This window comes from Aequorivita vitellina (assembly GCF_022008365.1).
Taxonomy (GTDB): Bacteria; Bacteroidota; Bacteroidia; order Flavobacteriales; family Flavobacteriaceae; genus Aequorivita; species Aequorivita vitellina.
In genome coordinates this window covers 40,565-66,601 of record NZ_JAIRBA010000022.1, presented here as the reverse complement: position 1 = coordinate 66,601, position 26,037 = coordinate 40,565, and the positions used below count along the sequence as shown (strand labels likewise).

General features: G+C 37.0%; 23 protein-coding genes and 1 tRNA gene. 2 read left to right on the top strand and 22 right to left on the bottom strand.

Annotation, left to right across the window (positions count from 1 at the left end; genetic code table 11):
* Positions 1–78: 78 nt before the first annotated feature.
* The 18 genes from K8089_RS11415 to K8089_RS11330 all read right to left on the bottom strand — a co-directional run bounded on the left by K8089_RS11415 (position 79) and on the right by K8089_RS11330 (position 16,584).
* Positions 79–152 (bottom strand) — tRNA-Thr (locus K8089_RS11415).
* 113 nt (positions 153–265) lie between these two features.
* Positions 266–568 (bottom strand): ribosome hibernation-promoting factor, HPF/YfiA family, encoded by a 303-nt coding sequence (gene hpf, locus K8089_RS11410; protein ID WP_237603421.1) that lies wholly within the window; start codon positions 566–568, stop codon positions 266–268.
* Between the two features lie 61 nt (positions 569–629).
* Complete coding sequence (locus K8089_RS11405; protein ID WP_237603420.1) at positions 630–1,514, bottom strand: tyrosine-type recombinase/integrase; 885 nt, start codon at positions 1,512–1,514, stop codon at positions 630–632.
* Positions 1,515–1,664: 150 nt separating this feature from the next.
* Positions 1,665–1,859 carry a 30S ribosomal protein S21 gene (rpsU, locus tag K8089_RS11400; RefSeq protein WP_111816319.1) on the bottom strand — a complete coding sequence of 65 codons (195 nt, stop codon included), beginning with the start codon at positions 1,857–1,859 and terminating at the stop codon, positions 1,665–1,667.
* A gap of 89 nt (positions 1,860–1,948) precedes the next feature.
* On the bottom strand, positions 1,949–3,367 hold the full coding sequence (locus tag K8089_RS11395) for a carboxypeptidase-like regulatory domain-containing protein (RefSeq protein WP_237603419.1): 1,419 nt from the start codon (positions 3,365–3,367) through the stop codon (positions 1,949–1,951).
* 41 nt (positions 3,368–3,408) lie between these two features.
* Positions 3,409–4,575 (bottom strand): acyl-CoA dehydrogenase family protein, encoded by a 1,167-nt coding sequence (locus tag K8089_RS11390; protein WP_237603418.1) that lies wholly within the window; start codon positions 4,573–4,575, stop codon positions 3,409–3,411.
* A gap of 47 nt (positions 4,576–4,622) precedes the next feature.
* Positions 4,623–5,507, bottom strand: a complete 885-nt coding sequence (locus tag K8089_RS11385) for a ComEA family DNA-binding protein (protein WP_237603417.1) — start codon at positions 5,505–5,507, stop codon at positions 4,623–4,625.
* Positions 5,508–5,519: 12 nt separating this feature from the next.
* Entirely contained in the window at positions 5,520–7,145 is a 1,626-nt protein-coding gene (locus K8089_RS11380; protein WP_237603416.1) for an alanine/glycine:cation symporter family protein, read from the bottom strand.
* 170 nt (positions 7,146–7,315) lie between these two features.
* On the bottom strand, positions 7,316–8,986 hold the full coding sequence (locus tag K8089_RS11375; RefSeq protein ID WP_237603415.1) for an alanine/glycine:cation symporter family protein: 1,671 nt from the start codon (positions 8,984–8,986) through the stop codon (positions 7,316–7,318).
* Between the two features lie 101 nt (positions 8,987–9,087).
* On the bottom strand, positions 9,088–10,095 hold the full coding sequence (locus K8089_RS11370; protein ID WP_237603414.1) for a potassium channel family protein: 1,008 nt from the start codon (positions 10,093–10,095) through the stop codon (positions 9,088–9,090).
* Positions 10,092–10,322: a PspC domain-containing protein gene (locus tag K8089_RS11365; RefSeq protein WP_237603413.1), complete on the bottom strand. Its 231-nt coding sequence runs from the start codon at positions 10,320–10,322 to the stop codon at positions 10,092–10,094. Before K8089_RS11365 ends, K8089_RS11370 begins: the two co-directional genes overlap by 4 nt.
* Before the next feature lie 84 nt (positions 10,323–10,406).
* The gene (locus tag K8089_RS11360) at positions 10,407–11,687 is read right to left on the bottom strand and encodes a DUF2851 family protein (protein ID WP_237603412.1); all 1,281 of its coding nucleotides are present in this window, start codon (positions 11,685–11,687) and stop codon (positions 10,407–10,409) included.
* A gap of 62 nt (positions 11,688–11,749) precedes the next feature.
* The gene (locus K8089_RS11355; RefSeq protein WP_338149253.1) at positions 11,750–12,091 is read right to left on the bottom strand and encodes a DUF202 domain-containing protein; all 342 of its coding nucleotides are present in this window, start codon (positions 12,089–12,091) and stop codon (positions 11,750–11,752) included.
* A gap of 155 nt (positions 12,092–12,246) precedes the next feature.
* Entirely contained in the window at positions 12,247–13,236 is a 990-nt protein-coding gene (locus tag K8089_RS11350; protein WP_237603410.1) for a PLP-dependent cysteine synthase family protein, read from the bottom strand.
* Between the two features lie 234 nt (positions 13,237–13,470).
* Positions 13,471–13,929, bottom strand: coding sequence for a hypothetical protein (locus K8089_RS11345; RefSeq protein ID WP_237603409.1), 459 nt, complete (start codon positions 13,927–13,929; stop codon positions 13,471–13,473).
* Positions 13,930–13,934: 5 nt separating this feature from the next.
* The gene (locus tag K8089_RS11340) at positions 13,935–14,912 is read right to left on the bottom strand and encodes a C10 family peptidase (protein WP_237603408.1); all 978 of its coding nucleotides are present in this window, start codon (positions 14,910–14,912) and stop codon (positions 13,935–13,937) included.
* Positions 14,899–15,156, bottom strand: a complete 258-nt coding sequence (locus K8089_RS11335) for a hypothetical protein (RefSeq protein WP_237603407.1) — start codon at positions 15,154–15,156, stop codon at positions 14,899–14,901. The genes K8089_RS11340 and K8089_RS11335 overlap by 14 nt, the downstream gene beginning before the upstream one ends.
* Before the next feature lie 192 nt (positions 15,157–15,348).
* On the bottom strand, positions 15,349–16,584 hold the full coding sequence (locus K8089_RS11330; RefSeq protein WP_237603406.1) for an ABC transporter permease: 1,236 nt from the start codon (positions 16,582–16,584) through the stop codon (positions 15,349–15,351).
* Positions 16,585–16,593: 9 nt separating this feature from the next.
* On the opposite strand from K8089_RS11330, the gene K8089_RS11325 reads away from it, so the two are divergent.
* Positions 16,594–17,874 (top strand): exo-beta-N-acetylmuramidase NamZ family protein, encoded by a 1,281-nt coding sequence (locus K8089_RS11325; RefSeq protein ID WP_237603405.1) that lies wholly within the window; start codon positions 16,594–16,596, stop codon positions 17,872–17,874.
* A gap of 138 nt (positions 17,875–18,012) precedes the next feature.
* Here K8089_RS11325 and K8089_RS11320 read toward each other — a convergent pair whose 3' ends face one another.
* The 4 genes from K8089_RS11320 to K8089_RS11305 form a co-directional block, all read right to left on the bottom strand.
* Entirely contained in the window at positions 18,013–18,504 is a 492-nt protein-coding gene (locus K8089_RS11320) for a YkgJ family cysteine cluster protein (RefSeq protein WP_237603404.1), read from the bottom strand.
* A 75-nt stretch (positions 18,505–18,579) separates the two neighbouring features.
* Positions 18,580–20,217 (bottom strand): amidohydrolase, encoded by a 1,638-nt coding sequence (locus K8089_RS11315; protein ID WP_237603403.1) that lies wholly within the window; start codon positions 20,215–20,217, stop codon positions 18,580–18,582.
* An 80-nt stretch (positions 20,218–20,297) separates the two neighbouring features.
* A complete protein-coding gene (locus K8089_RS11310) occupies positions 20,298–22,118 on the bottom strand; it encodes a TonB-dependent receptor (RefSeq protein WP_237603402.1) in 1,821 nt (606 codons plus the stop codon).
* An 81-nt stretch (positions 22,119–22,199) separates the two neighbouring features.
* The gene (locus tag K8089_RS11305; protein WP_237603401.1) at positions 22,200–25,214 is read right to left on the bottom strand and encodes a tetratricopeptide repeat protein; all 3,015 of its coding nucleotides are present in this window, start codon (positions 25,212–25,214) and stop codon (positions 22,200–22,202) included.
* Positions 25,215–25,427: 213 nt separating this feature from the next.
* On the opposite strand from K8089_RS11305, the gene K8089_RS11300 reads away from it, so the two are divergent.
* Positions 25,428–25,982 carry a transposase gene (locus K8089_RS11300; RefSeq protein ID WP_237603400.1) on the top strand — a complete coding sequence of 185 codons (555 nt, stop codon included), beginning with the start codon at positions 25,428–25,430 and terminating at the stop codon, positions 25,980–25,982.
* Positions 25,983–26,037 lie beyond the last annotated feature (55 nt).

The following is a 26,037-nucleotide window of genomic DNA, read 5'->3' as shown; positions in this document are numbered from 1 at the left end:
ATAAACTTCTCGTCCCAATTAAATTTAGCTTCAATTTTAAAACTAATTTAATTCCTGATACACTTTTCAATATTTCAGAGCCGATAGAGGGACTCGAACCCACGACCTGCTGATTACAAATCAGCTGCTCTAGCCAGCTGAGCTACATCGGCTTTTTTGGTACTTTTTTAGACTATTTATTAGCCATAAAAAAGTCCGCTATTTCTAACGGACTGCAAATGTAGAGAAATTATTTTTTCTACAAAACTTTTTCTAAAAAATATTACTATAAATATGCTTTTTGTTTTTGTTTCCTTTTCTTGAGTTGGCGCTCCAGGGTTTTAACTACTTCGTCTGTAGCTTCTTCAAAGGTTTTGGCATCTTTCTTTACCATGATATCATCGCCTGGAATACTTAACAATACTTCAACTATTTTATTTTCTTTCTCGCTCGTTTTCTGAACTTTTAAAAACACGTCTGCAAAAACTATCTTGTCGTAAAACTGTTCGAGCTTAGCCAGCTTTTTTTCAACAAATACCAAAAGTTCTTCTTTTGCTGCAAAGTTGGGAGTTTGTACGTTTACTTTCATATTATATTGTTTTATAAGTTAATACGTTAAGTACTTTTATACCATAAGCTATAGTTGTGTTTCAATTTCGTGGATGGGAGCTTTTATAAACCTCTTTCAATTTTGCGATACTGTTTTGTGTGTAAACCTGTGTTGAAGCAAGACTAGAATGACCCAACAACTCTTTTACTGCATTTATATCTGCCCCTTCATTTAAAAGATGTGTTGCAAAAGAATGCCGCAAAATATGCGGACTCTTTTTCATCTTTTCTGAAGTTTTACTAAAGTATGAATTAATAATACGATAGACAAGGTTTTCGTAAATTTTAACCCCCTTTTGGGTGAGAAACAAAAAAGCTGGATCTTCAATATTTTGAAGTTTGTTGCGTAAATGCAGGTATTTATCTACAGTGGTTAATACTACAGGTAAAAGCGGAATTATACGCTCTTTGTTTCGCTTACCTAAAACCTTGATTGTTTTCTGTGCAAACGACACATCACTCAACTTCAGGTTGATTAACTCGGCACGGCGTATTCCTGTAGAATAAAAAAGTTCAACTATTAACCTATTGCGCAACCCTTCAAAATCAGTTTCAGCTGCAAGTAACTCCATCACGCTATCTATTTCTTTTTCAGAAAAAGGTACTTGTATTTTTTTTGAAGTTTTTAGCGCCTTGTGCTTGGCCAATGGGTTTACTTCTATCTGACTTGTTTTAAGTAGAAATTTGTAATACGTTTTAAGTGAAGAAATTTTTCGATTTACCGTGCGGTTAGAAATCCCTGAATCTACCAACGCGATAATCCAGCTTCTAACAATAGCGTAATTTACATCAATAATATTTGCATATTGAAATTCAGAAATAGCAAATTTTTGAAAATCTTCTAAATCTTTCAAATAAGCAGTCACCGTATGTTCCGAATACTTTTTTTCTAGTTGAAGGTAATCTGTAAAAGCTTGAAAAGACATTTTTTTAAGTTTGTTGTTATCTAAAAATCCGTATATCACAAAATAACCCAATTACTTAAAAAACCAATGATTTTTAGTCATAAAAAAATCCGCTGGAAAAAATTCCAACGGATTTATATATTTAAGATCTGCGCTTCAGCGGAAATTCAACTAGATTTCTTCCTGATCTCTTAAGTTTTGAATGTATTGCGCTTTCTGCATTTGCGCTCTCTTCTTAACCGAAGGCTTTGTAAAAGCTTGTCTTGAACGCAATTGGCGCATTGTTCCTGTACGATCAAATTTACGCTTAAAACGCTTTAGCGCTCTATCGATATTTTCTCCGTCTTTAACTGGTATAATTAACATAGTGTCATCACCTCCTCTCTTTAGGGCGGCAAAAATAGAAAATAGTTATGAGTTATTGGTTATAAGTTGCGAGTTTTTTTTGAAAAAAATTACCCTTTATATAAAGAGGCCCGTTTACTCAAGTCTTGAATAAGCTTTTCTTCTTCTTTACTCTCCAGCAATACGTTGTAATTTTTCCAAAAAGATTCGTTGTATGGCTTGCTAGAAAAAATATCTGCAGACCAATCATTTTGCTGCAATTCCTGCTTTATTAATTCGTGGTCTTGGATTATATCAGTAAAGAGTATTTCCTGAATGGTGTAGTAATATTGTTCGTCTTTGTCAAAACCTGCAACCGCTTCGGTTTTAACCCGGTCTGAAGATCGATCGCCCGTGTTTACAAGTTTAGGCGTTTCGTAATAAATATAGTTGGGGTACATTTTTCCGTCGTAGTCTTTATACGTTATAATAAACTTATGAATTACCTGCGTATCAAAGAGACTTTTACTGCGTCTTTTTTGCACTTCGGAAGCTGCAACCAATTCGTATTCCACTCTTTTAATGGCGTAATTGTCGTAATAAATATAAATCCATCCTTTGGGTTCAAAACCTTCGTTGTAAATATTTGGTGTGTTTAAGCCAACAAATTCTGCACCTTTTGAGATTTTAATTTTATAGAGTTTCCTTCCGTTGTCAACTAAAATAGTATCGAGCGTAAATTGATGCTTTTCCAACGTGTATTTTCCAAGCAAGGCACCTGTTACGTCTGAATTTCGAACCAAATTAAGTTTTCCTTTAAACAGATTTTCCAATCCATTTACGCGGCTGTCGTTCCATTTAATGGCATCAATTAAGGCCGAAGTTTTCACGGAATTTATACTAATATTTCCCGCTTTCGATCCAATACTTTTCAGATATGCCGAAAACGTAAACAGACTGTCAATATCGCGCAAATCGTAACTCTTTCGTGTTTCGTCTACATTTATTTTTAGATGGTCTTTTGCGCCGGCAGCATAACTGGAATCGTATAACGTAATTGCGCTTTCAATAAGCCACTTGTATTCCTTTTTATTGCGCTCTTTGTGCCGAAGAAATCCTTTTTGCAAATAGGCCATCTCGGGCAAGTTGTTCGGCAGTTTTTCAATGGCTCTCTGCACAATCCCATTACCCGTTGTAGGGCGTGGATCTGCCACAATTACAACCTCATCTAATGAAGCTACATCTTCTTCCAAATAAATATCGGAGCCATTTTCAAATTCAGAAATTACAACATTAAAACTTTTATAACCAATAGACGAAATAACCAACGTGTCCTGCAAATGTTGCTGCGGCACTTTTAAAAAAAAATTTCCATCTGCATTTGTAATGGAACCAATCGTTGTATTTTTAATATAAACACTAGCGCTTTCAATGGGTTGAAATGTTAAGAAATCGGCTACTTTTCCTTTCAACTCACTTTGGGCAAAAGTTGCTGCGGTAATTAAAAAAAAGACTAACGCGAGAAAATAACTTTTTCTGAAGTTCCTCATTCTTAAAGTTTAGATTTATTTTTTTAAAGAAGCTAAAACAATTATGTTGCTGGCTTGTATTCCTTCCCTTCAATAACCATTTTCGAAATGATTTCACGCAAGATTTCTGAAGTTCCCCCACCAATTGGTCCCAGCCTACTATCGCGCATTAAGCGTGCTAACGGATATTCTTCCATATAACCGTAACCACCTAAAAATTGCAGGCATTCGGTCATTACCTCATCGGCTACTTTGGTTGAAATAAGCTTGCTCATCGTGGCTTCTTTCACCACATATTCACCGTCGTTTAAACGTTTGGCGGTAACATAATTAAAGGTTTTACTCACTTCAATTTCACTCGCAAGTTGCGCAACACGATGACGCAATGCTTGGAATTTTGAAATACTCTTTCCAAAAGCAAAACGCTCTTTCATATATTGAATGGTATATTCCAACGCAAACTCGCTTCGAGCATGGGCGTTTATACCCATAATTAATCTTTCTAAAGCAAAATGCTGCATTATATAAGGAAAGCCAGCATTCTCTTCACCCATTAAATTTGAAAGCGGGATTTCAACATTGTCGAAAGCTATTTCTGCAGTGTCGCTTGCTCTCCATCCTAACTTATCGAGTTTCGTTGCCGAAACACCTTTTGTATCGCGATCTACAACAAAAATGCTAATGCCTTTATTGCCCAATTCAGGGGCCGTCTTTGCTGCAACTATTAAATAATCGCTATAAACGCCATTGGTAATAAAAGTTTTTGAACCGTTTAAAACATAGCTATCGCCATTTTTTACAGCAGTAGTTCGCATACCAGAAACATCGCTCCCGCCAAATGGCTCTGTAATACAAAGACAGCCTATTTTTTCGCCGGTAATACTGGGTGCTAAATATTTTTCCTTTTGTTCGTGATTTGCTTCCTTTTTAAGGTGGGTCATCGCCAAATAGGCATGTGCCCACATTGCAGCTGCAAATCCGCCGCTATTTATTTTTTGAAGTTCTTCTAAGAAAATTACTGTGTAAAAAAGATCTAAATCCATTCCACCGTAAGCTTCGGGTTGGTAAATGCCAAAATAACCCATTTCACCAAATTTCTCCCAAATAAAACGATCAATATGCCCCGTTTTTTCCCACTTTTCAATATGTGGCACTACTTCTTTTTGAAGAAAATCTTGAAAACTCTTTCTAAAAAATTCGTGCTCCTCCGTAAAATACATGTTATTCATACTGGTCTAAATCTATTATTTACAAGCCTTTTGGCCAATTACAATATTTATTCAACGGACAAATATAACTGAATTAGCTGTAACTTTCTTTGGGTCATTCCTTCAATTTTTTCCAGTTCCTGAATGCTGCTTATTTTTTCGCGAAGTCGCCGGTATTCCCAAATGTTTTTAGCCATTTTAAAAGACACTCCCGGAATGGTTGAAATATCAGACGCCGAAGCAGTATTTACATTTATTTTTTCAATATTCTTCGGGGTTTTTACAGTGAAAAGGTTGAGCGTTCGGTGCACTACGGCAGGCTCTAAACCGTAAACATTATTTAATTGAATATCGCTTGAAAATCCACCTAACTTTTCGCGATATTTAATAATTCGCTTACTCAATGTTGCCCCAATGCCGCTCACTTGCCGTAATTGTTCTTCGGTAGCTTTGTTGAGATCGATTTTTTGGGCGAAAGATTTTTCAGAAAAACCCGTTTCAGATTTATAGTTTTTGAAATCTGTTTTTGGTTTCGGATTGGTGATCCATTCGGGAAATTTGAATAGCGGACTTAATTCATTAAGCAATGAATCTGAAACGCCCGTTACTGCTTTAAAATCGGCCGTAGAATTAATCCATTTTCCTTCGTTTCGAAATTGATGTAGTTTATCAATTTCTTCGTTTGTCATTCCTAAAGTGTAGCTTTTAAAATCTGTAATATAGTTTGGATTGAACGGATATATTTTCGGCTTTTTGTCTTCAATTTCAACCAATCGAAGCGAATCTAATTCCTGTTGAAGTGAAACAATTTCAGCCGAGGTAACATCCAAAGTATCTTCTTCCGAAAAATCCACAAACCAGTAAACACACAGTAATGTTATGATAAGTAACAACAAAAGCAAAATCCCACTCCGTTGCTGTTTGCTGAACGTGAAGTGGGATTTTAATTCCATATAAATTAATTTTTACATATGTTTCTGCAAATCTTCTAAACCATCGTCTAATGCATCGTGTTTGGTTTTGATTGCTTTCATATACCTATTGAGTTCCTTTCTAACCACTGGCGTTAACAATACAACCCCGATAATGTTTGGCACTACCATTGCAAAAATCATAGCATCGGAGAAGTTAATAACCGAACCAAGACTGATTACCGATCCAACCCATATAAATATACAAAATAACAATTTATAAACTAGCTCGGTAACTTTACCTCTTCCAAAAAGATAAACCCAACCCTGCATTCCGTAGTACGACCAAGAAATCATAGTTGAAAAAGCAAAGAGAATAACTGCTATTGTAAGTACAATTGAAAAGTGCGGTATAACACTGTCAAAAGCAGTTGCCGTAAGTTCAACACCTTCTTTTACTTCTACACCGTATTGAATAATATTATTGTCGAAATTGGTAATTACAATTACCAAAGCCGTCATAGTACAAATTACAACCGTATCAATAAACGGCTCAAGTAGCGCAACAATTCCTTCGGAAGCAGGATATTTTGTACGTACAGCAGAGTGTGCAATCGCAGCAGAACCAACCCCAGCCTCGTTTGAAAAAGCACCACGACGAATTCCTTGAATCATTACACCAACTAACCCACCAGCAATTCCGAGACCTGAAAAAGCACCTTCAAAAATTAATGCGAAAGCATCGCCAATGTGATGATAATTTGCTGCCAAAATAATAATTGCTCCCAAAACATAAATACCTGCCATAAATGGTACAATTCTCTCAGTAACTTTGGCAATACGTTTAATACCACCAATAATAACTACGGCAACAATTATGGCCATAAAAATCCCAAACCAAATTTCGGCACTGGTTTCCTGAAGTTCAAATAGTTGAACAAATTGTGCAGCTGCTTGGTTTGCTTGAAACATATTTCCGCCCCCAAAAGAACCACCAATTACAAATATTGCGAAAAGTACCGCCAAGACTTTGCCTAAACCGCCCATCTTTTTTTGAGCCAAACCTTTTTTAAGGTAATACATTGGGCCACCGTAAACTGTGCCATCAGGCCCCACATCGCGAAATTTCACTCCTAATGTACATTCGGCAAATTTAGATGCCATACCCAATAAACCCGCTAAAACCATCCAGAAAGTCGCACCGGGACCACCAATAGAAAGTGCAACGGCAACTCCTGCAATATTTCCTAAACCTACGGTAGCCGAAAGCGCGGCCGTTAATGCTTGGAAATGCGAAACTTCGCCATCGGCACTATCGTCGCGAATGGTTTCAATAAGGTTTTCTTGTTCGTTGGGAGTTACATCGCCGTAAAGGGTATCGGCTCCGTGCTTCTCAATGTCTTCGTATTTTCCACGAACCACTCTAACTGCAGTGCTAAACCCTGTAAAGTTTATTAATTTAAAATAAATAGTAAAATAAGTAGCTCCACCAATTAACACAATCAATACCCAAGGAATCTGAAAAGTTTCAGAAAATGGTATTTCGTAAAAAATAAGGTCTACAAACCATCCTGTGTAATCTTTAAAGATTTCATCAACCTTATGGGAGGTGCTGGTTTGTTGTGCAAATGTGAAAAGAGGAGTTAAAAAAACAAATAGCGAAAGAAGATATTTCTTCATAGTGGATTTTTAAAATGAAACGCTTTCATAAATAAAGCGAAGCAAGATGCTTAAAAAAAATCACATTTTCAAAAAAACACATAGAAATTTGTTACGGTTTTGTAAATTTTAAACTCCGTTATTTTTTACCTTCAACACAAAAAGAAATATTTCAACAAATTAAAATATTCTTAATTGTCTTCTACATCTTTTACAACCTTACTTTCTTTGTGAATTTTGGCGTCCATTCTATTAATTTTTACAGCATTTAGGTATTTTTTCAATTCTACATTCACCTTCGGAGAAAGCAGGACCAAGCCAATAATATTTGGGAAGACCATTGCAAATATCATAGCATCGGAAAACCCAATTACGGCACCCAAACTCGACGAAGCGCCAATAACTAAAAATATTAAAAATAAAACCTTGTAGGTTGTATCTGAAGCCTTCCCTTTTCCGAATAGAAATTTCCAAGATTGCAGACCGTAATACGACCACGAAATCATTGTAGAGATTGCAAAAAGAATAACAGCAATAGTAAGTACAATAGAAAAATGTGGAATTGCCGAATTAAATGCCACCGAAGTTAAATCTACCCCATTAATAGGTTGATTGGTAGCATTAAGCATTACATTACTAGCAGAATCCAAATTTCCGTAGGTAAACAAATTGTGTTTTGCATTGGTAATTACAATTACAATAGCGGTCATAGTACATATTATAACTGTATCAACAAACGGCCCAAGTAAGGCAGTTAAACCTTCACTGGCCGGATAACGAGTTTTTACCGCAGAATGCGCAATGGCAGCAGAACCTACTCCCGCTTCGTTAGAAAATGCTGCACGTTGAAATCCTACTATTAATACGCCCATTACCCCGCCAAAAGCAGCATTAGGATTTATTGCTCCCTGCCAAATTTGGTTGGCTGCGTATGGAATCATGTCATAATTTATACCAATAATTATCATTCCTGCGCCTACGTAAACAATAGCCATAAAAGGGACAACCTTTTCGGTTACGGAACCAATTCTTTTAATTCCGCCAATAATTACAAGGCCTACAATTACTGCTAGTACCAACCCTACATAAAACCCGGCATTTGGGCCGTTCCAATCCATTAATTGTGTTAACTGTGCAGCAGCTTGATTAGACTGAAACATATTACCGCCGCCAAAAGATCCGCCAATACACATTACCGCAAAAAAGACAGCCAGTATTTTGCCAATGCCAGGAATTCCCATCTCACGCAAGCCACTAGAAAGATAATACATAGGTCCTCCGTACGTTTTGCCATCGCCATCTACTTCTCTATATTTTACCCCCAAGGTACATTCTACAAATTTTGAAGCCATCCCTAACAATCCGGCTACAATCATCCAGATAGTTGCACCAGGACCGCCAATAGCAATGGCAACGGCAACTCCGGCTATATTACCAAGACCCACCGTTGCAGACAATGAAGCTGTTAATGCCTGAAAGTGTGTAACCTCTCCCGGCACATCGCCTTTTAAATGAACGGTATCGTGAATTTCTCCATCCTTCACCTCAATTTCTTGATCTGCAGGTATATGATGGTCTAAGTTATCGTACTTTCCTGAAGCCGTTTTTATACAGGTTTTTAAGTATATAAAATTTACTCCTTTAAAGTATAATGTAAAAAAAAGTGCCCCTAATAATAAAAGAATAATTACTATGGGCATTTCTTTTCCTGCAATTACAACAGGATAAAAAATTAATTCTACAATGGGCGTAGTGTATTCTGCAAATAGACCATCAATTTTTTCACCTAAGCTTTTTTGTTCTTGGGCGAAAGTGATTGCTGGTAGAATTAAAGCTAGTAGCGAAGGAAAATATTTCTTCATAGTGAAATTTTAAGATTTTGTAATTCAATGTTGAAAAAAGCAAGATGCTTATTTTTTTTTACAATACCCTAAAATCAACTAAAAAATTGTTAACGAATTCCCTAAACGCCGTATTCTTTCTTAAGACTTTCTATCTGGTCTGGACGTCCTATTAAAATTAATTTTGAGTTTTTCTGAAGAATTAAAGACGGTTCAGGATTGACAATATATTCACCCGAAGGAGAGCGATAGCCTATGATGGAACAGCCTGTTTTTTTACGAACATCCAAATCTTTTATAGCCTGTTCTCCCCCTTGCGGACACATATTTTCAAAAGGTATTTGCTCAACATTAATGCTGTCTTGCTCGCCGGCAACGGTTAGATTGTCTAAAAACTCTACCAAATCTGGCACTACAACCAGCGATGCCATATGGTCGCCGCCTATTTTATCGGGCATAATTACATTGTCGGCACCGGCTAGTTTTAGCTTTTTATAACTCGTCTCTTCACTGGCCCTACTAATAATTTTGAGCCCTTTATTCATCTGTCGCGCCGAAAGTACAATAAACAAATTATCGGCGTCATTTGGAGTAGCACAAATTAAGGTGGAAGCTTTTTCTATACCAGCTTTTAGCAATGTTTCGTCTTCAATAGCATTCCCTAAAACGAAAAGGAAACCATCGCTAGAAAATCGTTCTATTATCTCTTCGTCCTTTTCAATAATAACAAAGGGACGATTATAAGCCGACAGTTTTTGGGCCGCTTGTTTTCCGTTTCTTCCATAACCGCAAACAATAATATGATTTTGCATGGACTCCAGTTTTTTCTGCACTTTTTTCTGTCTTAAAATACCAATATTTTTGCTTAAAATATATTCAGTTATTACCGAAATGGCATAACCAACGATAAAGATACTGGAAATGATGAGAAGCGAAACAAAAACTTTTTCATTGGGGCTTAATGGCATTACTTCGCCGTAACCCACCGTGGTTACGGTAATAACCGTCATATAAAAAGCATCGATCCAACTGTAGTCTGAAAAAAAATGAAAGCCTATAACCCCGGTCATAAACACTACGATTAAAAGCAGAATGGCAACGGTTATTTTAGAACTGAAGAATTGCTTCATAAATCAAAAACAGAGGTTCGTTTGGTATTTACCAAATCTTTCAACTTTAAAACAAAAGCCATAGTAAGGTAGATTGCAAAGCCTGCGCCCAGTGTGGCAAAAGAAACATAAATAAAAAATAACCGAACACTTTTAGCGCGCATACCCAGCCTATCTGCCAATCGCGACGACACATAAAAGCCGCGTTTTTCTAGAAAATATCGTAAGGAATAAATGGCTCGCAACATAGGTGCAAAATACACTTTTTACCGCTAGATTTGAAATTTTGACCGAAAGAAAAACATCATACTACAATTACTTTTATCTGTAATTTAATTGTTTGGCGAATTGAGAATAGAATTGCCGATAGCACATTGCAAGCAATTGTTTTTATCGCAATATTCACTTTTTAGTTGAAGCAATGCCTGACTTTGCCATGCTTTTTTTGAAATGTTATTGATTGAATTGAATTTCTTCACAATTGTATTTTTTTCCGAAGAAATTTCGGAAGCCAATTGCAGCACTTCTCCCGAAGCGTCTCGTCCCTGTTGAATCGCGTAGCAAAACTTCAACGGAATTACAGTGTTTATAATCAGCAAATCGACAAAATTTTTGGTAATTCGTTTTTTACGCCCCAAAGATCCAATACCGAAATTGTAATGTGTATCCCAATATTCGCTACCAGAAATATTAAATAGCTCGTAAAAATCTTTTAAATTTTGGGTTTCAATTATGCGCGAAAACAAGTTACTTCGCTCAAAATAAAGCATCGATAATTGCGCTAAACGCACCGTGGGAAAGTTTGGCGGTCGCAGTCTAAAAAACTTCGGAGCAATAACAGTTTGGTTCTGCAGTCCAAATTTACGCTTCAAATATGCGTACTTTGTTTTTAGAGTTTTAAAATACCAATCTTCAATTTCTCCTTCCAACAATCCTGCTTGACCAATTAACAACGCTTCTAAATCCTGCTGCTCTTGGCTACATTTGTTTATTATTGAAAAATCTACAGATTTTGCAATGCTGAAAAACGAATCGCCGTTGACCTTCAGTCCAAAATTTTTGCAAAGCATTCTAAAAAGCAAACACTCCCAATGGTTTTGAGAGTTTTTCAATTCTTCGAGAAGTACCACTTCCTTTTTCTGAAGTCTTTCAAAATAAAGTCTTTCCAACCAATTTTGAAATGTAAAAGCATCAACAGCGCCTAATTCATTTTCACAATTTACCCACTTTTTCTCTTTCGAAAATAATTTTTGATAGCGCTGAAGTGTCGTTTTTGGAATGTGTTCTTTCACCACAAAAGTTGGAATAACACTGCCGTTTTTTCTGAAAATTTCGGCATCGTGTTCCCAAACTACGTGTAAAATTACATTGTCATAAGCCGCATCTGTTTCGTGGCCGTGTGCATACCAATCTGAAGATTTTAAGTGTATTTCAACATTGCCTGCCCAAAGTTGGCCGGCCAGCTCAATTTGAGCATTAAAAAAATCAGGACCCGAATGTAAGTTATGGCTCCCCGGATTTTTTATGTGGAGACTTTCATTATTTGAAGTGTAAAAGCTGCCCACGTCAAACTTCTGAAATTTCCACACGTAATGCAGAAAATCTTCCTTCATTTTAAAAATAAATTAGCGGGGAGCTTTAAATAGTACTATAAAGATACAAAATAATGTAGGTTTTAAACTTCCTCTTTTTGCAATTTTTCTTTACCACTTGACTGTTTTTCAACATTTTCTGAAATAGTATCCACAAAAAGAATGCGGTTCCATTTGTAAAGTCTTCGCGAAAGTAAAACATATCTAAAAACACCCACTGCTAAAAAAATAATACAAACTGCCAAAGCTACGTAACCCAGCCACTGAATGCTTTCAAAATCTTTTAATTGTAAAATACCTATTCCGCCCAAAAGCAGGTATAACGAAGAACGAATGTAGGAAAGTAACGTGCGTTCATTAGCCAATTTGGTGCGCTCCAACGCCAAAATTTCATTGGTATTGGCAGGCACCGGTTTTGTGCGCAAAAAGCGAAATAATTTTTTGGCTTCGTTTTTCATAGTAACGGCTAAAGTATGCTATAAACTGAAGTAGTTAATATACAAATTTAACGCGAATAAATTAAACCCGTAAACGGCAGCCGTATTAAAACACGCAAAATATTGAATGGATGAAGTAACTATTACGCTTCGTCCTCAATAAAACCTTGCTCACGCATCCACTCGTCATTGTACATTTTACCAACATACCGACTTCCGTGATCGTGGAAAAGTACCACCACAACATCATCTTTCGTGAACTTATCTTTTAATTGAAGTAAACCTTTTATTGCTGCACCGGCAGAATTTCCTAAAAAGAAACCTTCCATTTTGGCGAGTTTTTGGGTGTAGATTGCGGCGTCCTTATCGGTTACTTTCGTGAAGCCATCAATAATGCTGAAATCTACATTCTTTGGAAGAATATCTTCGCCAATTCCTTCGGTGATGTAGGGATAGATTTCGTTTTCGTCAAAAATTCCCGTTTCATGGTATTTTTTGAAAACACTTCCGTAGGTATCAATTCCCCAAACTTTTACATTTGGGTTCTGTTCTTTTAAATATTTCCCTACTCCACTAATTGTTCCGCCAGTTCCCACGCCCACTACAAAATGCGTAACTTTTCCATCGGTCTGTTTCCAGATTTCTGGGCCTGTGCTTTCGTAATGTGCTTTGGTGTTGCTGAGATTATCGTATTGATTTACATACCAACTATTTGGAGTTTCCTCAGACAATCTTTTTGAAACGGAATAATAGCTACGAGGATCTTCGGGCGCCACATCGGTTGGGCATACAACTACTTCGCTTCCAACAGCGCGAAGAATATCTATTTTTTCTTTGCTCTGTTTATCGCTAATTACGCACACCATTTTATAGCCTTTTACAATAGCTGCAAGGGCGAGGCCCATTCCGGTGTTACCAGAAGTACCTTCAATGATTGTACCGCCAGGTTTTAATCTTCCGTCGGCTTCGGCATCTTCAATCATTTTTACCGCCATTCTATCTTTAACTGAATTTCCCGGGTTAAAAGTTTCGTATTTGGCAAGCACCAAAGCGGGGATATCCCCAATAATTTTGTTGATTTTTACCATTGGCGTGTTGCCGATGGTTCCTAATATATTTTCTGCGTATTCCATAGATTTTTTTGAAGAAAAGTACCCCTTCACCATACAACTTCGCTAAAGCTACGTTTTACAAGAGGCTTCGGTACAGAAGGACAAAGGTACAATTTATTGTTTAAACGAAAAGACCTCACAGGTTTTCCCTTTGTCCTTCGACCGCGTGTCGCTGAAGCTTTAGCAGAGGCACAAGCTATTTCAGCGAAGGAGGAAAACCTGTGAGGTCTATAAATTATAACTTATAAAAATTTTTTATTTCACAATTGTAAAATAAGGTGCACCACCGTTTTCCACATCCCACATTAAAGTGTCATTATACCAAACTTTTATTGCTCTAATTTGATTTTTGGTTTTATAAATTTGAGATTTGATCGTATCCCTATCCGTTTCGCTCCAATCAATGTACGTTATGGAGAACTCATCATTTCCTTCATAATTTACAAAAGTTCCAAAAACATATAGACCATTGTTCCCTAGAAAAAGCATATCATCTGCACCTACGAGCTTAACTTCACCATTTATTAAGTGATATGTTTTAATATTCTCTTTTTTAAATGCATTTGAATTATTAGGATCTAATAAATCCTCTCCAGTAGCACTCTGGATAGAGAAATTTACACCTAAATCAATTACAATTTGTCCTTGAGGTTCATCATTTCTACTGCAACTTATCAAAAAGAATACAGATAACGCTATAAGAATTGATTTCATAATTATTAAGGTTTTATGTTATAAATCATTTTTTTCTGAAAATTAAATGTATAGGTACTAGGATTGAAATTATTATTTGCATACCATGCATCATTATATTCGCCTCCCCATCCCCAGTTCATTCTGTAGTACAAATAATGTACGGCACCAATAGGATTGCCATTATCATCAAAAATACATATTTTGCTTCTCTTAAAACCATCACAGACCCACATGTGTCCATCATCGTAATTATTAAATATCCACCAATTTGCATTTCTACCACCTTGTAAAATTACAGGTCTATTGGCTCTTAATTCATTTACAATAATATTGGAATTATAATCTGCAGAAGATGCGGTAGAATAGCCAAAGAAATTTCTAAATAAACCTGCTGTATTATAATCAGTATTCACACCAGTTGCGTCACATTCATAATGAACTGCAGAACCATAATAATTAATTTTATCGTGAATATCTTTAATGAATGATGAAATAGTGTTATTTCCCATATTATTTGTTGGCATATTTGACCAGTTATAATTTGTGGGATATTGATGGTATCGCATCATTTGTGCAATAGCTACTGGAACACAACCTGCCCAAGCTCTACCATTAGGTAATGGAGGATTACAATTTTTTAATGGCATATAATTATTAAAACCTGAACCTTGATTCCAACTTGTACTTAACAAACGATCTACTTGTTCAAATTCGTTTTCACAACCTCCTCCCGGGGGTTCTTTTTGAAAAATATTTACATCTTCCCAGTTTTTCTTGGCTTCCAAGGATTGATCAATTTTATTTTCCCTTAGATATTTAATACTTTCTTTAGTTTCAGATAACCATTCAACTAGACCAGAGGAGTAAAATTCAGCGTTTAAATTGAAAGTTTCTGTTTCAGAATATGCCAAAATAGGAATAGATCTATTGTCTGCCGCAAGAATTACAAAGCCGCCATTTTTATAATTAACTATATAAAAAACAATGTTATTTTTTTTCATCTTGTATTGGAGAAACTTCCTCCACCTCTTTCTTCAAATAAGTAATCTCATTTGAGGTTTTGGATTTAATATCAAAAATAAATTCAGAAGCAATGGTAGAAGCCGTTGATTGGTCAATAAAATTTTCAATCTGCTGTGATTGCAAGGGTAGCTGATCGGAAGCTTCTTCCTTTTGACAAGATAATAATGTAAAGATAAAAAGCAATATGAAAGCATATTGCCAGATTCGAGGCTTGATTTTCATAATATAAAAATTTAAAGATTAGTAGGTGAAATTTTTGTAACGTAAAGTGAGTGCGCACCAGTACTTTTCCTAATACCCAGCAAATGAAAAAAAAAAAAAACGAATTGTAGGAATATTTTTAGTTAATTTTTAAGACAATCATATCTTTTTTGAATAAACTAGGGGTTTGGGATTGCTTCGCTTCGCTCGCAATTACTCAAACCGAATCGCCTTCACAGGAGAAATTTTTGAAATGATAAAAGAAGGAATCAAAAGCATTAAAAGGCAAAGCAGAAACGTGCCTGTGTTTAACATTAAAATATAATCCCAATGCAAATAAATAGGAGCTTCGTTTACATAATAGGTATCTGGATTCAGTTTAAATACTTTACCGTATTTCTGAATTAAAAGCAGTCCAATTCCAATTACATTTCCCCAAAAAAGTCCTACGCCAATTAAATACATCGCGTTATAAAGAAATACTTTCCGTACACTCCAATCGTTGCTACCCAAAGCTTTTAAAATTCCTATCATTTGGGTTCTTTCCAAAATTAAAACTAGCAAAGCTGTGATCATATTAATGCCCGCAACCAAAATCATAATCCCAATAATCATAATAATGTTGAAATCGAAAAGATCGAGCCATTCAAAAATGGAAGCATATTTTTGACGGATGGTCTGTGTGTCCAGCGTGCTTCCGGTTTCGTTATAAACTTCGTTTCCAATGGGGATTATTTCCTCAAAATCATTAACAAAAACTTCAAAAGCGCCAACTTGGTCGGCCTCCCATTTGTTCAATCGCTGGATGTGGCGAATGTCGGTAATTATGAATTGTTCGTCAAACTGCTGAAAGCCGCTGTTGTAAATTCCCACAATATCAAAACCACGACTGCGCGGGGTTTTGGAAACTTCATCGTTCAGAAAAAAAGTGGTCACTTTATCGCCCAATTTCAGATGAAGTCTATTTGCCAAATATTCTGAAATCAAGATATCTTCGTTTAAATCACCTTTAAAGTCGGGCAGATTTCCTTCAATTAAAAAATCCTTGAAATAATACCAATCGTAATCATCGCCAACGCCTTTGACTACTACACCTTCAAAATCGGTTTCGGTGCGAATAACGCCACCTTTGGAAGCGGTAACCTGTACGTGTTTTATTCCTTCAATGTTTTTAAAAGTTGGATAAAACGGCTGGTTTTTTGAAATCGGGTTTTGTGAATCGTTGGAGAAATTGGTGTCGAAATTCGAAATGATAATATCGCCATTAAAAGCAGAAACCTTTTCGCGAATCTTTTTTTGAAGTCCAACGCCTGTGGCAATAGAAACTAGCATCATAATAATACCGAGTGCAATTGCAGTAATTGCAATTTTTATTATCGGTGCCGAAATACTACTTTTATAGTCCTTGGAAGCAATGATGCGCCGAGCGATGAAAAATTCGAAATTCACTGAGGTTTTATGGGCTTAACTTTTTTCAAAAATACAGTTTTATTGGTTGTTTTAACAATATTTTCTTGCGGAAGTTCCACTGAGAAGAAAGAGGAAAGAGAAAAAAAAATAGACGAGATTAGCATGGAGGATATAGTTTATGTCAATGATAAAATTAAACTCGGTGCAAATAGATTTTCAGAATATCATTATCTATTAAAAGGGAAACAAATAGGGGTTGTAGCAAATCAAACCTCAATGGTAGAGGATATAGCCGATGAAGAATATCAAACCTCACCTCAGCATACATTTTATATGGAATTTCATTTAGTTGATCACCTTATAAAGAGTGGAGTTTCAGTTAAAAAAGTATTCGCCCCCGAGCACGGTTTTCGAGGCACTGCCGATGCTGGCGAACACGTAAAAGACGGGATTGATTCAAAAACTGGCGTTCCTCTAATTTCACTTTACGGCAGTAATAAAAAACCATCGCAGGAACAATTAAAAGGAATTGACGTAGTGGTTTTTGATATTCAAGACGTGGGCGCGCGTTTTTATACTTACATTTCTACCCTGCATTATGTAATGGAAGCTTGTGCTGAAGCAGGAATACCAGTAATTGTTTTAGACCGCCCAAACCCAAACGGACATTATATTGACGGACCAATTTTAGAAGCAGAACATCAAAGTTTTGTGGGTATGCACCCAATCCCCGTGGTGCACGGCATGACCATTGGCGAATATGCAAAAATGATAAATGGCGAAGGGTGGTTAAAAGATAAAATACAATGCGCATTAACAGTAATTAAAATGCAAAACTACACCCACCAAACACCGTATTCACTTCCCATAAAACCATCGCCTAATTTACCGAACGCCCAGTCTATAAATCTTTACCCCAGTTTATGCTTTTTTGAAGGCACATTTATTAATGCTGGTCGCGGTACCGAGATGCAATTTCAGATTTTTGGGGCTCCGAGTTTGCCTGCTTCAAAATATACTTTTGAATATACGCCACAATCGAATGAAGGAGCAAAAAATCCAAAATTTAAAAATCAACTTTGCCACGGAAAAGATCTTCGGAAGGAGCCGAGATTGAGTAAAATAAATCTGGAATGGTTAATTGATGCCTACAGCGCCAACGGAAAAAAGAAGGATTTTTTCAATTCCTTTTTTGTGAAACTTGCTGGAACGAAGAAATTGCAGCAACAAATTGAAGAAGGTTTATCTGCCGAAGAAATACGCGCAACTTGGAAAAAGGGTCTTGTTGAATTTGCAAAAACACGAGCGAAGTATTTGCTGTATAAATAAAATTTCAACTACGCTCAATGATTCAAACCGGTGGCTGAGCGGAGCCGAAGTCACGATTGAAAAAGCAAGAAAAAAAAAGTCATTTCAACTACGCTCAATGACCCAAACAGGTGGCTGGGCGAACCCGAAGCCACTTCATTACGGCAAGCGTCGTTTCATTTCCTCCACAATATTAAAAGCCGCTGGGCAAATAGCAACATTTTTCATTGTAAGGTTTGAAATTTGCTGAAACTTTTTTCGGTCGGTGTGGGGAAATTCGCGGCAAGCTTTAGGGCGTACGTCGTAAATACTGCAATAATTATCGGCTCCCAAAAAAGTACAGGGAACGTTTTGCAACACATAGTCATTTTCCTCGTCAACCCGCAAATAGGTTTCAATAAACTGCTGCGGTTTCATTCTAAAATGTTTTGAAATACGCTCAATATCTTTGTCCGTAAAAAGCGGGCCGGTGGTTTTACAACAGTTAGCACACGTTAAACAATCTGTTCTTTTAAATTCTGCTTCGTGCAATTCCTGCATCAAACTATCGAGATGTTTGGGCGGCCTTTTCTTCAACTTTGCAAAAAACTTTTTGTTTTCGGTAGCTGTTTCTTTTGCTTTCTGCGGAAGTTGTTTTAGAATGTTTTCCATCTTCAATTTTTCTCTGCGCCCTCAGCGTCTCTGTGGTAAGATTTCCACCGCAAAGTCGCAAAGAATGCAAAGTCATTATTCGGCTTCATAAACCATTTCACCGTTGATAAATGTGGCAATCACTTTTGTATTCGGAAGTTCTATTTCGTCAACTTTCATAATATCTTTATCGAGAATGGTGAAATCTGCAAACTTCCCCACTTCAATACTTCCTTTTTCATCTTCTTCAAAGTTGGCAAATGCTGCCCAAATTGTCATTCCTTTTAAAGCTTCTTCACGCGTTAAAGCATTCTTCATTTGAAATCCTTCTTTGGGATAGTTTTTTAAATCCTTTCGGGCAACGGCAGCGTAAAAAGTGTACATTGGGTTTACGTGTTCCACGGGGAAATCGGTTCCTAAAGCGATGCTTCCGGCTTTGTTCAACAATTCTTTATAAGCGTATGCACCTTTTATTCGCTCTGCCCCCACTCTATCTTCGGCCCAATACATATCGCTGGTGGCGTGCGTTGGTTGCACAGATGGAAGTATGTTGTTGTTATCGTCAAAATAATTGAAGTCTTGGGCCGAAATAATCTGTGCATGTTCCACACGCCACCGTCTATCTGTTTGACCTTCCAATGCTTTTTTATAAGCTCGAAGCACGGCAATATTTGCAGAATCGCCGATGGCGTGCGTATTCATTTGAAATTCGGAAGCGGCAATTTTTTCAGCTAAGTAATCCAAACTATCGGCAGTGGTAATCATAGCTCCAAAATGGTGTGGCATATCGCTATACGGCTCGCGCATTGCGGCACCACGGGAACCCAAAGCACCATCGGCATATACTTTAAAAGAACGCACATTGAGTCTATCTGTTTTATAAATTCCCTTATTTAAATAATAGTCTCGATTTTTAGCGTTATTGCTTACCATCGCATACAATCTGAGTTTAAACTTTCCTTCTTTTTGAAGCGTATCGATCAACTCAATTATTTTTCTGCCCAAACCAGCATCGTCAACGGTTGTTAAACCATATTGAAATGCTATTTTTTCGGCTTCCAAAAGTGCTTCGGTTGAAACTTCGGTATTGATTTCTGGGAAAGTTTTTCTAACTAAAGCCATTGGAGCATCAATGATAACACCGCTTGGCTCTCCATTTTCCAAAACCACCTCGCCACCGGCCACTTTTGTTTTTGAAGTAATTCCAGCAAGTTCCAATGCTGTGGAGTTTACTAAATAGGCGTGTCCATCAACTCTTTGCAACGCAACTGGAGTATTGGGAAATAACGAATCCAGCTCTTTTTTAGTGGGGAAATTTTTATCATCCCAATCGTTTTGATCCCAACCACGACCGATAATATAGGGCATTTGCTTTTCTTCTTGAAATGCCACCACACGCCCCAGAATTTCTTCGAAACTTTTAGTTCCTATTAAATCAACATTTCGCAAACCCAATCCGAGCCCGTATAAATGCGCGTGGGCATCAATTAGTCCAGGAACAATTGTATTCCCTTTGGCGTCGTAGGTTTCTTTGATGTTATATTTCAATTCGAGTTCGGGTTTTAAACCGATTTCAAGAATTTTTCCATCCTTTACAACCAAGGCATTTGCAATACTGAAATCCGTATCGACCGTATAAATTGTCGCGTTTTTAATCAATAAATCTGCGGGAAGTTTATCGGGTGCACAGGAAAAAAGTGCAATTGCGAATAATAGGGAAAGTAGTTTTTTCATAGTAGAAGTTATTAAACTGTAAAAATAAAAAAACATCCGCCACAGACGGATGTTTTATGAATTTATAATTTATTGAAAATTTACCAATCAAACTTATACGTAGCTCCAGCCAAACCTTGAATTCCTTGCACTGGATAATTCATCCATTTTTCGTAATTATCGCCAAACAGATTGCTGCCTTTCACAAAAACCGAGAGTCTATCTGTAAATCTGTAGCCAAAATGTAAGTTAGCATCTACGTAACCATCCAGCGTTACTTCGCTGTCAAATGAAGTGTTGAAAGGATTGTTATTATAGACTAAATCTTTTCTTTCGCCCACGTAAAATAATGAAGCACCACCGTATAATTTTTCGGTTATATTGAAATTTGAAAACACCGAAGCTTTCAACTCTGGCAAGTTCCAAGCTTCGTTTTGGAAGTCTGTGCTATAGTTGTAATAATTCGCATTAATTCCTATAGAAAACTTATCGGAAACTTCCACATTCAATTCTCCGAAAAAAGCCAACGTATTTATATCGTCATAAACCACGTTGAAGGAATTACCGTATTGATATCCTTCCAGCTCCGGACTTAAATTATTAATTGCATTTGCTTGAAAAAGCGCTCTGTTTTCATCTTTTCCGTAGGAAGCCCTTACGTTATAACCAACCGAATTAGACAATTTTCCTTTAATTCCGGCAAAACCTTCATATAAATTTTTGGTGGGAAGAATGTATAAAGTAGGTGAAATAAAAGGGTTTTCTTCCTTAAGATTATAATATGTATTTTGCTGAAGGCCGCCTTCTACCCCACCGTACAAAATTACTGTTTCATCCATTAAACGGTACGAAGCGTTCAGTTTTGGGTAAAGTGAAAAGTTGGTTTTGCTATTTTCAGAATCTAAACTCACATACCCCGCAACACCTAATGAAATGCTGAGATCCTCATTCACAAAAGTGATGGATGGCGCCAAACCTGCGTTTAAATAACTGTATTTTATGTCTGAAGTATTTGCGTAGTTTTTATCGAAACTTCCGCTTAAATAATCAATATCGCCATCAATTTTGAAGGTTACGGTTTCCAACGGAAATGAAAACTCAGGCTTCAACGTAGCATTGAATTCCGAAGAGGAAAAAGCATCGCCCAAGTAACGAATATTTACAGTGCCTCTTTCAAAAAACAAATCTTCAAAAGCAATATTCCCGCCTACATAACCGCTAATATACGTTTGCTGCGGATCAATTGATACGTTGGGTTCTTGAACAAAAATAAAATCTGGTACCCCGTACCAATTGTACAATTGGTGCTCCACGCCGGCATCGAGTCTGTACGTTGCATCGCGCTGACGGCTGGTATAATTTGCATCCAAACTTGTGTCGTAATATTTATTTTCAAGATTCACTCCTTTTATATCACCTTGCGAAGAATTGTGCCGAAAGAAAAACCCAGCATTATCGGTTCGGCTTATCTGAAAATTGCTGTACAATTCACCCAAAATAGAAGTGTAATTTCCAAAACCAAGCGTGGCGTAATTATCGTACAATTTTATAGGTTTTGCTTTTTCAACATTTGTAGCTTTCCCTTTTGCCGGTGTAAAAGTTGAGGCAACGGGAACTGAAAATATACTGTATTTCACTTCCTTTTTTGTAGTGGAAATAGAATCGTTTAACGAAGGCGTTTCCTTCACTTTAAAAGCGTCTGAAATTGTAGGTGTGTACGGTTTTACAACGTTTACCACTTCAGTGTCTAATTCCTTTTCTTGTGAATTTGCTGAAAACCCAACGACAATTAAGGTAAAAAGGAAGAACACCCCCCTCAATCCCGCGGCAAAGGGAGAAGTCATTCCCGCCCTTTGAAGGGATGGCTGGGACGGAATGTTTTGTATGTTTAATGAAAATCCTGCTTTAAGGGTCTTGAACATAGTATATAATTTTGTGTCTTTTTATTTGAGCGTTGATTAAACCTAACAGGTTTTGAAAACCTTTTCGGGTTTGAATTCATTTTAGTTTCCGGTCTCTACAGATGAATTGGTTTTTGCCTCCGCATTCTTAATTACGGCTAGTTCCGCTTTTGCTTCTGCGACCACTTCGGGAAAATCGGTGAAATTTTTAGTTACGCTTTCCAAAATGTAAGTTGCTTGGTACGCGTCTTTCAAAGCATAAAAATTCTTCGCCATTAGCACCAAACCTTTGGCTCCGTACAATTTATAACCCGAATAATCTTTCGCTAATTTCTGAACTGAAGCGTTTGAACCTTCAAAATTCCCCGCTTTATTTTTGAAGTAAGCATCAAAATAAAGCGCTTCGGCAGCGAGGGCGCCCGTTGCAATTTTCTGAACTTCGGCATAAGCTGATTTGGCTTTTGCTTCGTTATTGGTTTTCATCGCGGAACGCGCAATTATTACTTGCGCATCACTTTTAATTGAATTGTCTATTTTAGAATTCTGAAGTACTTTTTCGGCATAGTTTACCGCTTCAGCATATTTTTTCAATTCATACGAAGCTTTCATACTGTTAGTCTGCGCGAAAATTATGTTCTGCGGAAAATCTGCTTCGGCTTCCAAACGGGTTAAATATTTTAAGGCATTTTGGTAATCCTGTTTCGCCAAGTACAATTCTGAAATCCTTGCCAAAGCTTGTTCGGTAAATTCGCTGCGTTCGCGATTTACAACGTACTCAAAATGTGGAATGGCTTGGTCGTTTTTCGCATTGGCAAAGTAAATTTGGCCTAAATAAAAATGTGCATTCTGTGCGTGTAAACCACTCGGAAATTGCTTTAAATAATCTTCAAAACGGCTTTGTGCCTGGCTTTGTTTATTTTCCAAATATGGCTGCTCAGCCGCTGCATAAGCTGCATCGTCAAGTTCGGTATCGCCCACTTGCACGTAATCTAAGGTTTTTACCCAGCGCGCGTATTCATCAACATTTCCCTGTTCTATATAAATAAGTTTCGCCGAAGAAACGGCCTGCAAAGCTTCGGGCGTGCTTGGAAAATCTTTTGTTACTCTTTTAAAAATTGCGAGCGCTTCGTTGCTTTTTCCGGTGTTTTCAAAAATCAGCGCTTTTTTCAGCAAAGCTTTTGAAACAAAACTGCTATTTGGAATCTCGCGAATTAGTTGGTCGTATGCCGAAACTGCTTCGTTATTTCTATTCTGTGCTACGTATGTATTTCCCAATTCGTACAACGCATCGTCACGATAAACCGATTTTGGATATGCTTTTATAAAAGCAATTAGCTCTTCAATTTTCTTTTCGCTTCGGTCCACAAAACCGTAACTAATGGCTTTTTGAAACTGCGCGTAATCGTTGTCGCCACCCAATTCTATTGCAGTGTTGTAGTTTTCCATTGCTGGCCAATATTGGCTGGTCACAAAATAACTATCGCCCAAACGCAGATACGCATCCTTTTTACGAACTTTTTCTGTGGAAGAAGATCCTACATAACTTTTAAAGTTGGCGATTGCATCGGTATAATTTTTCAGCTTAAATTGATTGTACGCCATATTATACTTCAAGTTTTTATTTTCTGAAGTGTTTTGCGCACCCGGTATTTGTGCAAACTTTTTATAACCCGCCAACGATTTTTCAAAATTTGAAAGTTGATAATTGCTTTCAGCTTTCCAATACGTAGCGCGTGCGGTGAAGTTGGCGTCTTGCGGTTCCTGTAAACTTTTATCGAAATAGGATATTGCTTCGTTGTAATTTGCTTCGTTGTACAATTCAATTCCGCGATAAAAAGCTACTTTTTGATAGGCCGTTTTATCTGCGAAATTTTTGTTGTTTTCAAGCAAATTCAATGCTTCTTTATAATTTTTTGAAGTGATGTAACTATCAATCAACAGCTTTTTAAGCTCGTCGTTATTGGCGTTGTTGGGGTATTTCTCAATAAAAGAAAGCAAAACCTGTGGCGTACTTTTGTAGCTGTTGCCAATTTCGTAGCTCAACTTCGCATAATTTAAAAACGCATCTTCCTGAATTTCGGCACTGAAATCCATTTCCGAAGCATTTTTAAATGCGTTTAAAGCCTCCTGTTTTTTATCGAGTTCTAAATAACTTTCGGCTAAATGGTAATAGGCATTTTGGGCAACGGCATTTTTTCCGTCCACAATTTTATTGAATTCACCAATGGCGCTTTCATAATCGCCCTCTTTGTAATAAGCGTAACCCAATTGGTAATAATCTGTGTTGTTCCATTTGCCACGCGTGCCTTTGTATTCTTTCAAATACGGAATTGCTTCAGCATATTTTTCGAGGTTAAAATAGCTTTCACCAATAATTTTTGAAAGTTGGCTCTGCTCCTGCGGATTGCTTTTACTAAACTGCGCCTTCCCCATATCAATGGCTTTTTGGAAGTTACCGAGCTTAAAATTCATATCGGCTTGATAATAACTTAGGTCTTCGGAATAGCGCTCCTCGCCTTTTACTTCTTCAAAATTTTTGTTGGCCTCTTCGTAATCGTCGCCTTCGTATGCAATAAAACCTAAATAATATTTTGCTTGCGAGCCGTATTTTTGCGAATTGGAAACTTTATTGAAATAGCTTTTCGCATCGTCGTACCGCTTCGCCTTAAAATATACGTATCCATTATTGAAATTAAAACGTTCCTGCTCACTTCGGCTCAAACTACTGGCATCTACTTTGTCGTACCATTTTTGCGCGTGGGAATATTTTCCGTTTTCGAAATAAAAATTCGCCACATCTATATAAGCCGAATTTCGTTTTAAACTTGTGGGATGTTTTTCAACAAATTCCTCCATTAACTGATCGGCATTTTGCTGATTCAAACGCACAGCGGCATTTGCAACGTAATATGCGCAATCGCTCTGCACGGTTTCGTCGTTACTGCTATTTTTAATTTTTTCGAAAAGGCTTTGGGCGGCTAAATACTGACCGTTATTGTAAAGTTCCAACGCTTTGTTGAACTCGGCAAAATCATTTGTAAACGCAGCAGATTGTTGCGAAAATGATGAAAATGAACAAATTATTAAAAGCGATAAAACAAGAAAATTCTTAACCATTAGTTACAGTTTTTGTGGCGTAAAGATATTTAACTTTAAATGTAGCTTTCGGCGATACTGTAATTTTTAAGGATTTATTAACGAATGGTTTTTGGGTGAATTTATCCCTATTATAACGCCACATATTGCAATAAATTACATTTCAAATTTTTACGGAAATATTCTTTATTTTTAACAATTAAAATTTCATTTCAATGATTTGAAAATCAATTGATGGTGAAAAAATTCAAAGGGAAATATAGAATTGAATCTATTCGAGCGCAATGGTGGGATTACGGCTGGAATGGCGCTTATTTTATTACAATTTGCACCAAAAATAGACAACATTTTTTTGGAGAAATACAGAATGGGAAAATGGTATTTTCATCGTTAGGGATTATTGTGAATATTTTATGGCACGAAATTCCAAATCATTCGGAACACATTTCGTTGGGTGAATTTGTGGTTATGCCCAACCATATTCACGGTATTTTATTAATTGATAAACCGGATGGCGACGGCATGGCCGTAGAGACAAGACATGCCTTGTCTCTACCCGGAACAACGGGGAAAAACCGATTCCAAAATCAGGGGAAAAACACCATATCGTCCATCGTGGGTTCGTATAAATCGGCGGTCACCCGACATGCAAATCGTTTGGAAATACAAAATGGTTGGCAGGCAGGATTTCACGACCACATTATTAGGAACCACGCGGAATATAACCGTATTAAAAATTATATTATTAAAAATCCGCAGAATTGGCGGGGCGATAAATTCAATAATTAACGCATGGATTGATTGATTAATTGATTGATTGATTGATTGATAGAGACAAGGCATG

Bases quoted from the DNA above. Each gene is read 5' to 3' on its own strand.
- hpf (WP_237603421.1), bottom strand. From the start codon at position 568: ATGAAAGTAAACGTACAAACTCCCAACTTTGCAGCAAAAGAAGAACTT.
- K8089_RS11405 (WP_237603420.1), bottom strand. From the start codon at position 1,514: ATGTCTTTTCAAGCTTTTACAGATTACCTTCAACTAGAAAAAAAGTAT.
- rpsU (WP_111816319.1), bottom strand. From the start codon at position 1,859: ATGTTAATTATACCAGTTAAAGACGGAGAAAATATCGATAGAGCGCTA.
- K8089_RS11395 (WP_237603419.1), bottom strand. From the start codon at position 3,367: ATGAGGAACTTCAGAAAAAGTTATTTTCTCGCGTTAGTCTTTTTTTTA.
- K8089_RS11390 (WP_237603418.1), bottom strand. From the start codon at position 4,575: ATGAATAACATGTATTTTACGGAGGAGCACGAATTTTTTAGAAAGAGT.
- K8089_RS11385 (WP_237603417.1), bottom strand. From the start codon at position 5,507: ATGGAATTAAAATCCCACTTCACGTTCAGCAAACAGCAACGGAGTGGG.
- K8089_RS11380 (WP_237603416.1), bottom strand. From the start codon at position 7,145: ATGAAGAAATATCTTCTTTCGCTATTTGTTTTTTTAACTCCTCTTTTC.
- K8089_RS11375 (WP_237603415.1), bottom strand. From the start codon at position 8,986: ATGAAGAAATATTTTCCTTCGCTACTAGCTTTAATTCTACCAGCAATC.
- K8089_RS11370 (WP_237603414.1), bottom strand. From the start codon at position 10,095: ATGAAGCAATTCTTCAGTTCTAAAATAACCGTTGCCATTCTGCTTTTA.
- K8089_RS11365 (WP_237603413.1), bottom strand. From the start codon at position 10,322: ATGTTGCGAGCCATTTATTCCTTACGATATTTTCTAGAAAAACGCGGC.
- K8089_RS11360 (WP_237603412.1), bottom strand. From the start codon at position 11,687: ATGAAGGAAGATTTTCTGCATTACGTGTGGAAATTTCAGAAGTTTGAC.
- K8089_RS11350 (WP_237603410.1), bottom strand. From the start codon at position 13,236: ATGGAATACGCAGAAAATATATTAGGAACCATCGGCAACACGCCAATG.
- K8089_RS11345 (WP_237603409.1), bottom strand. From the start codon at position 13,929: ATGAAATCAATTCTTATAGCGTTATCTGTATTCTTTTTGATAAGTTGC.
- K8089_RS11340 (WP_237603408.1), bottom strand. From the start codon at position 14,912: ATGAAAAAAAATAACATTGTTTTTTATATAGTTAATTATAAAAATGGC.
- K8089_RS11335 (WP_237603407.1), bottom strand. From the start codon at position 15,156: ATGAAAATCAAGCCTCGAATCTGGCAATATGCTTTCATATTGCTTTTT.
- K8089_RS11325 (WP_237603405.1), top strand. From the start codon at position 16,594: ATGGGCTTAACTTTTTTCAAAAATACAGTTTTATTGGTTGTTTTAACA.
- K8089_RS11320 (WP_237603404.1), bottom strand. From the start codon at position 18,504: ATGGAAAACATTCTAAAACAACTTCCGCAGAAAGCAAAAGAAACAGCT.
- K8089_RS11315 (WP_237603403.1), bottom strand. From the start codon at position 20,217: ATGAAAAAACTACTTTCCCTATTATTCGCAATTGCACTTTTTTCCTGT.
- K8089_RS11310 (WP_237603402.1), bottom strand. From the start codon at position 22,118: ATGTTCAAGACCCTTAAAGCAGGATTTTCATTAAACATACAAAACATT.
- K8089_RS11305 (WP_237603401.1), bottom strand. From the start codon at position 25,214: ATGGTTAAGAATTTTCTTGTTTTATCGCTTTTAATAATTTGTTCATTT.
- K8089_RS11300 (WP_237603400.1), top strand. From the start codon at position 25,428: ATGGTGAAAAAATTCAAAGGGAAATATAGAATTGAATCTATTCGAGCG.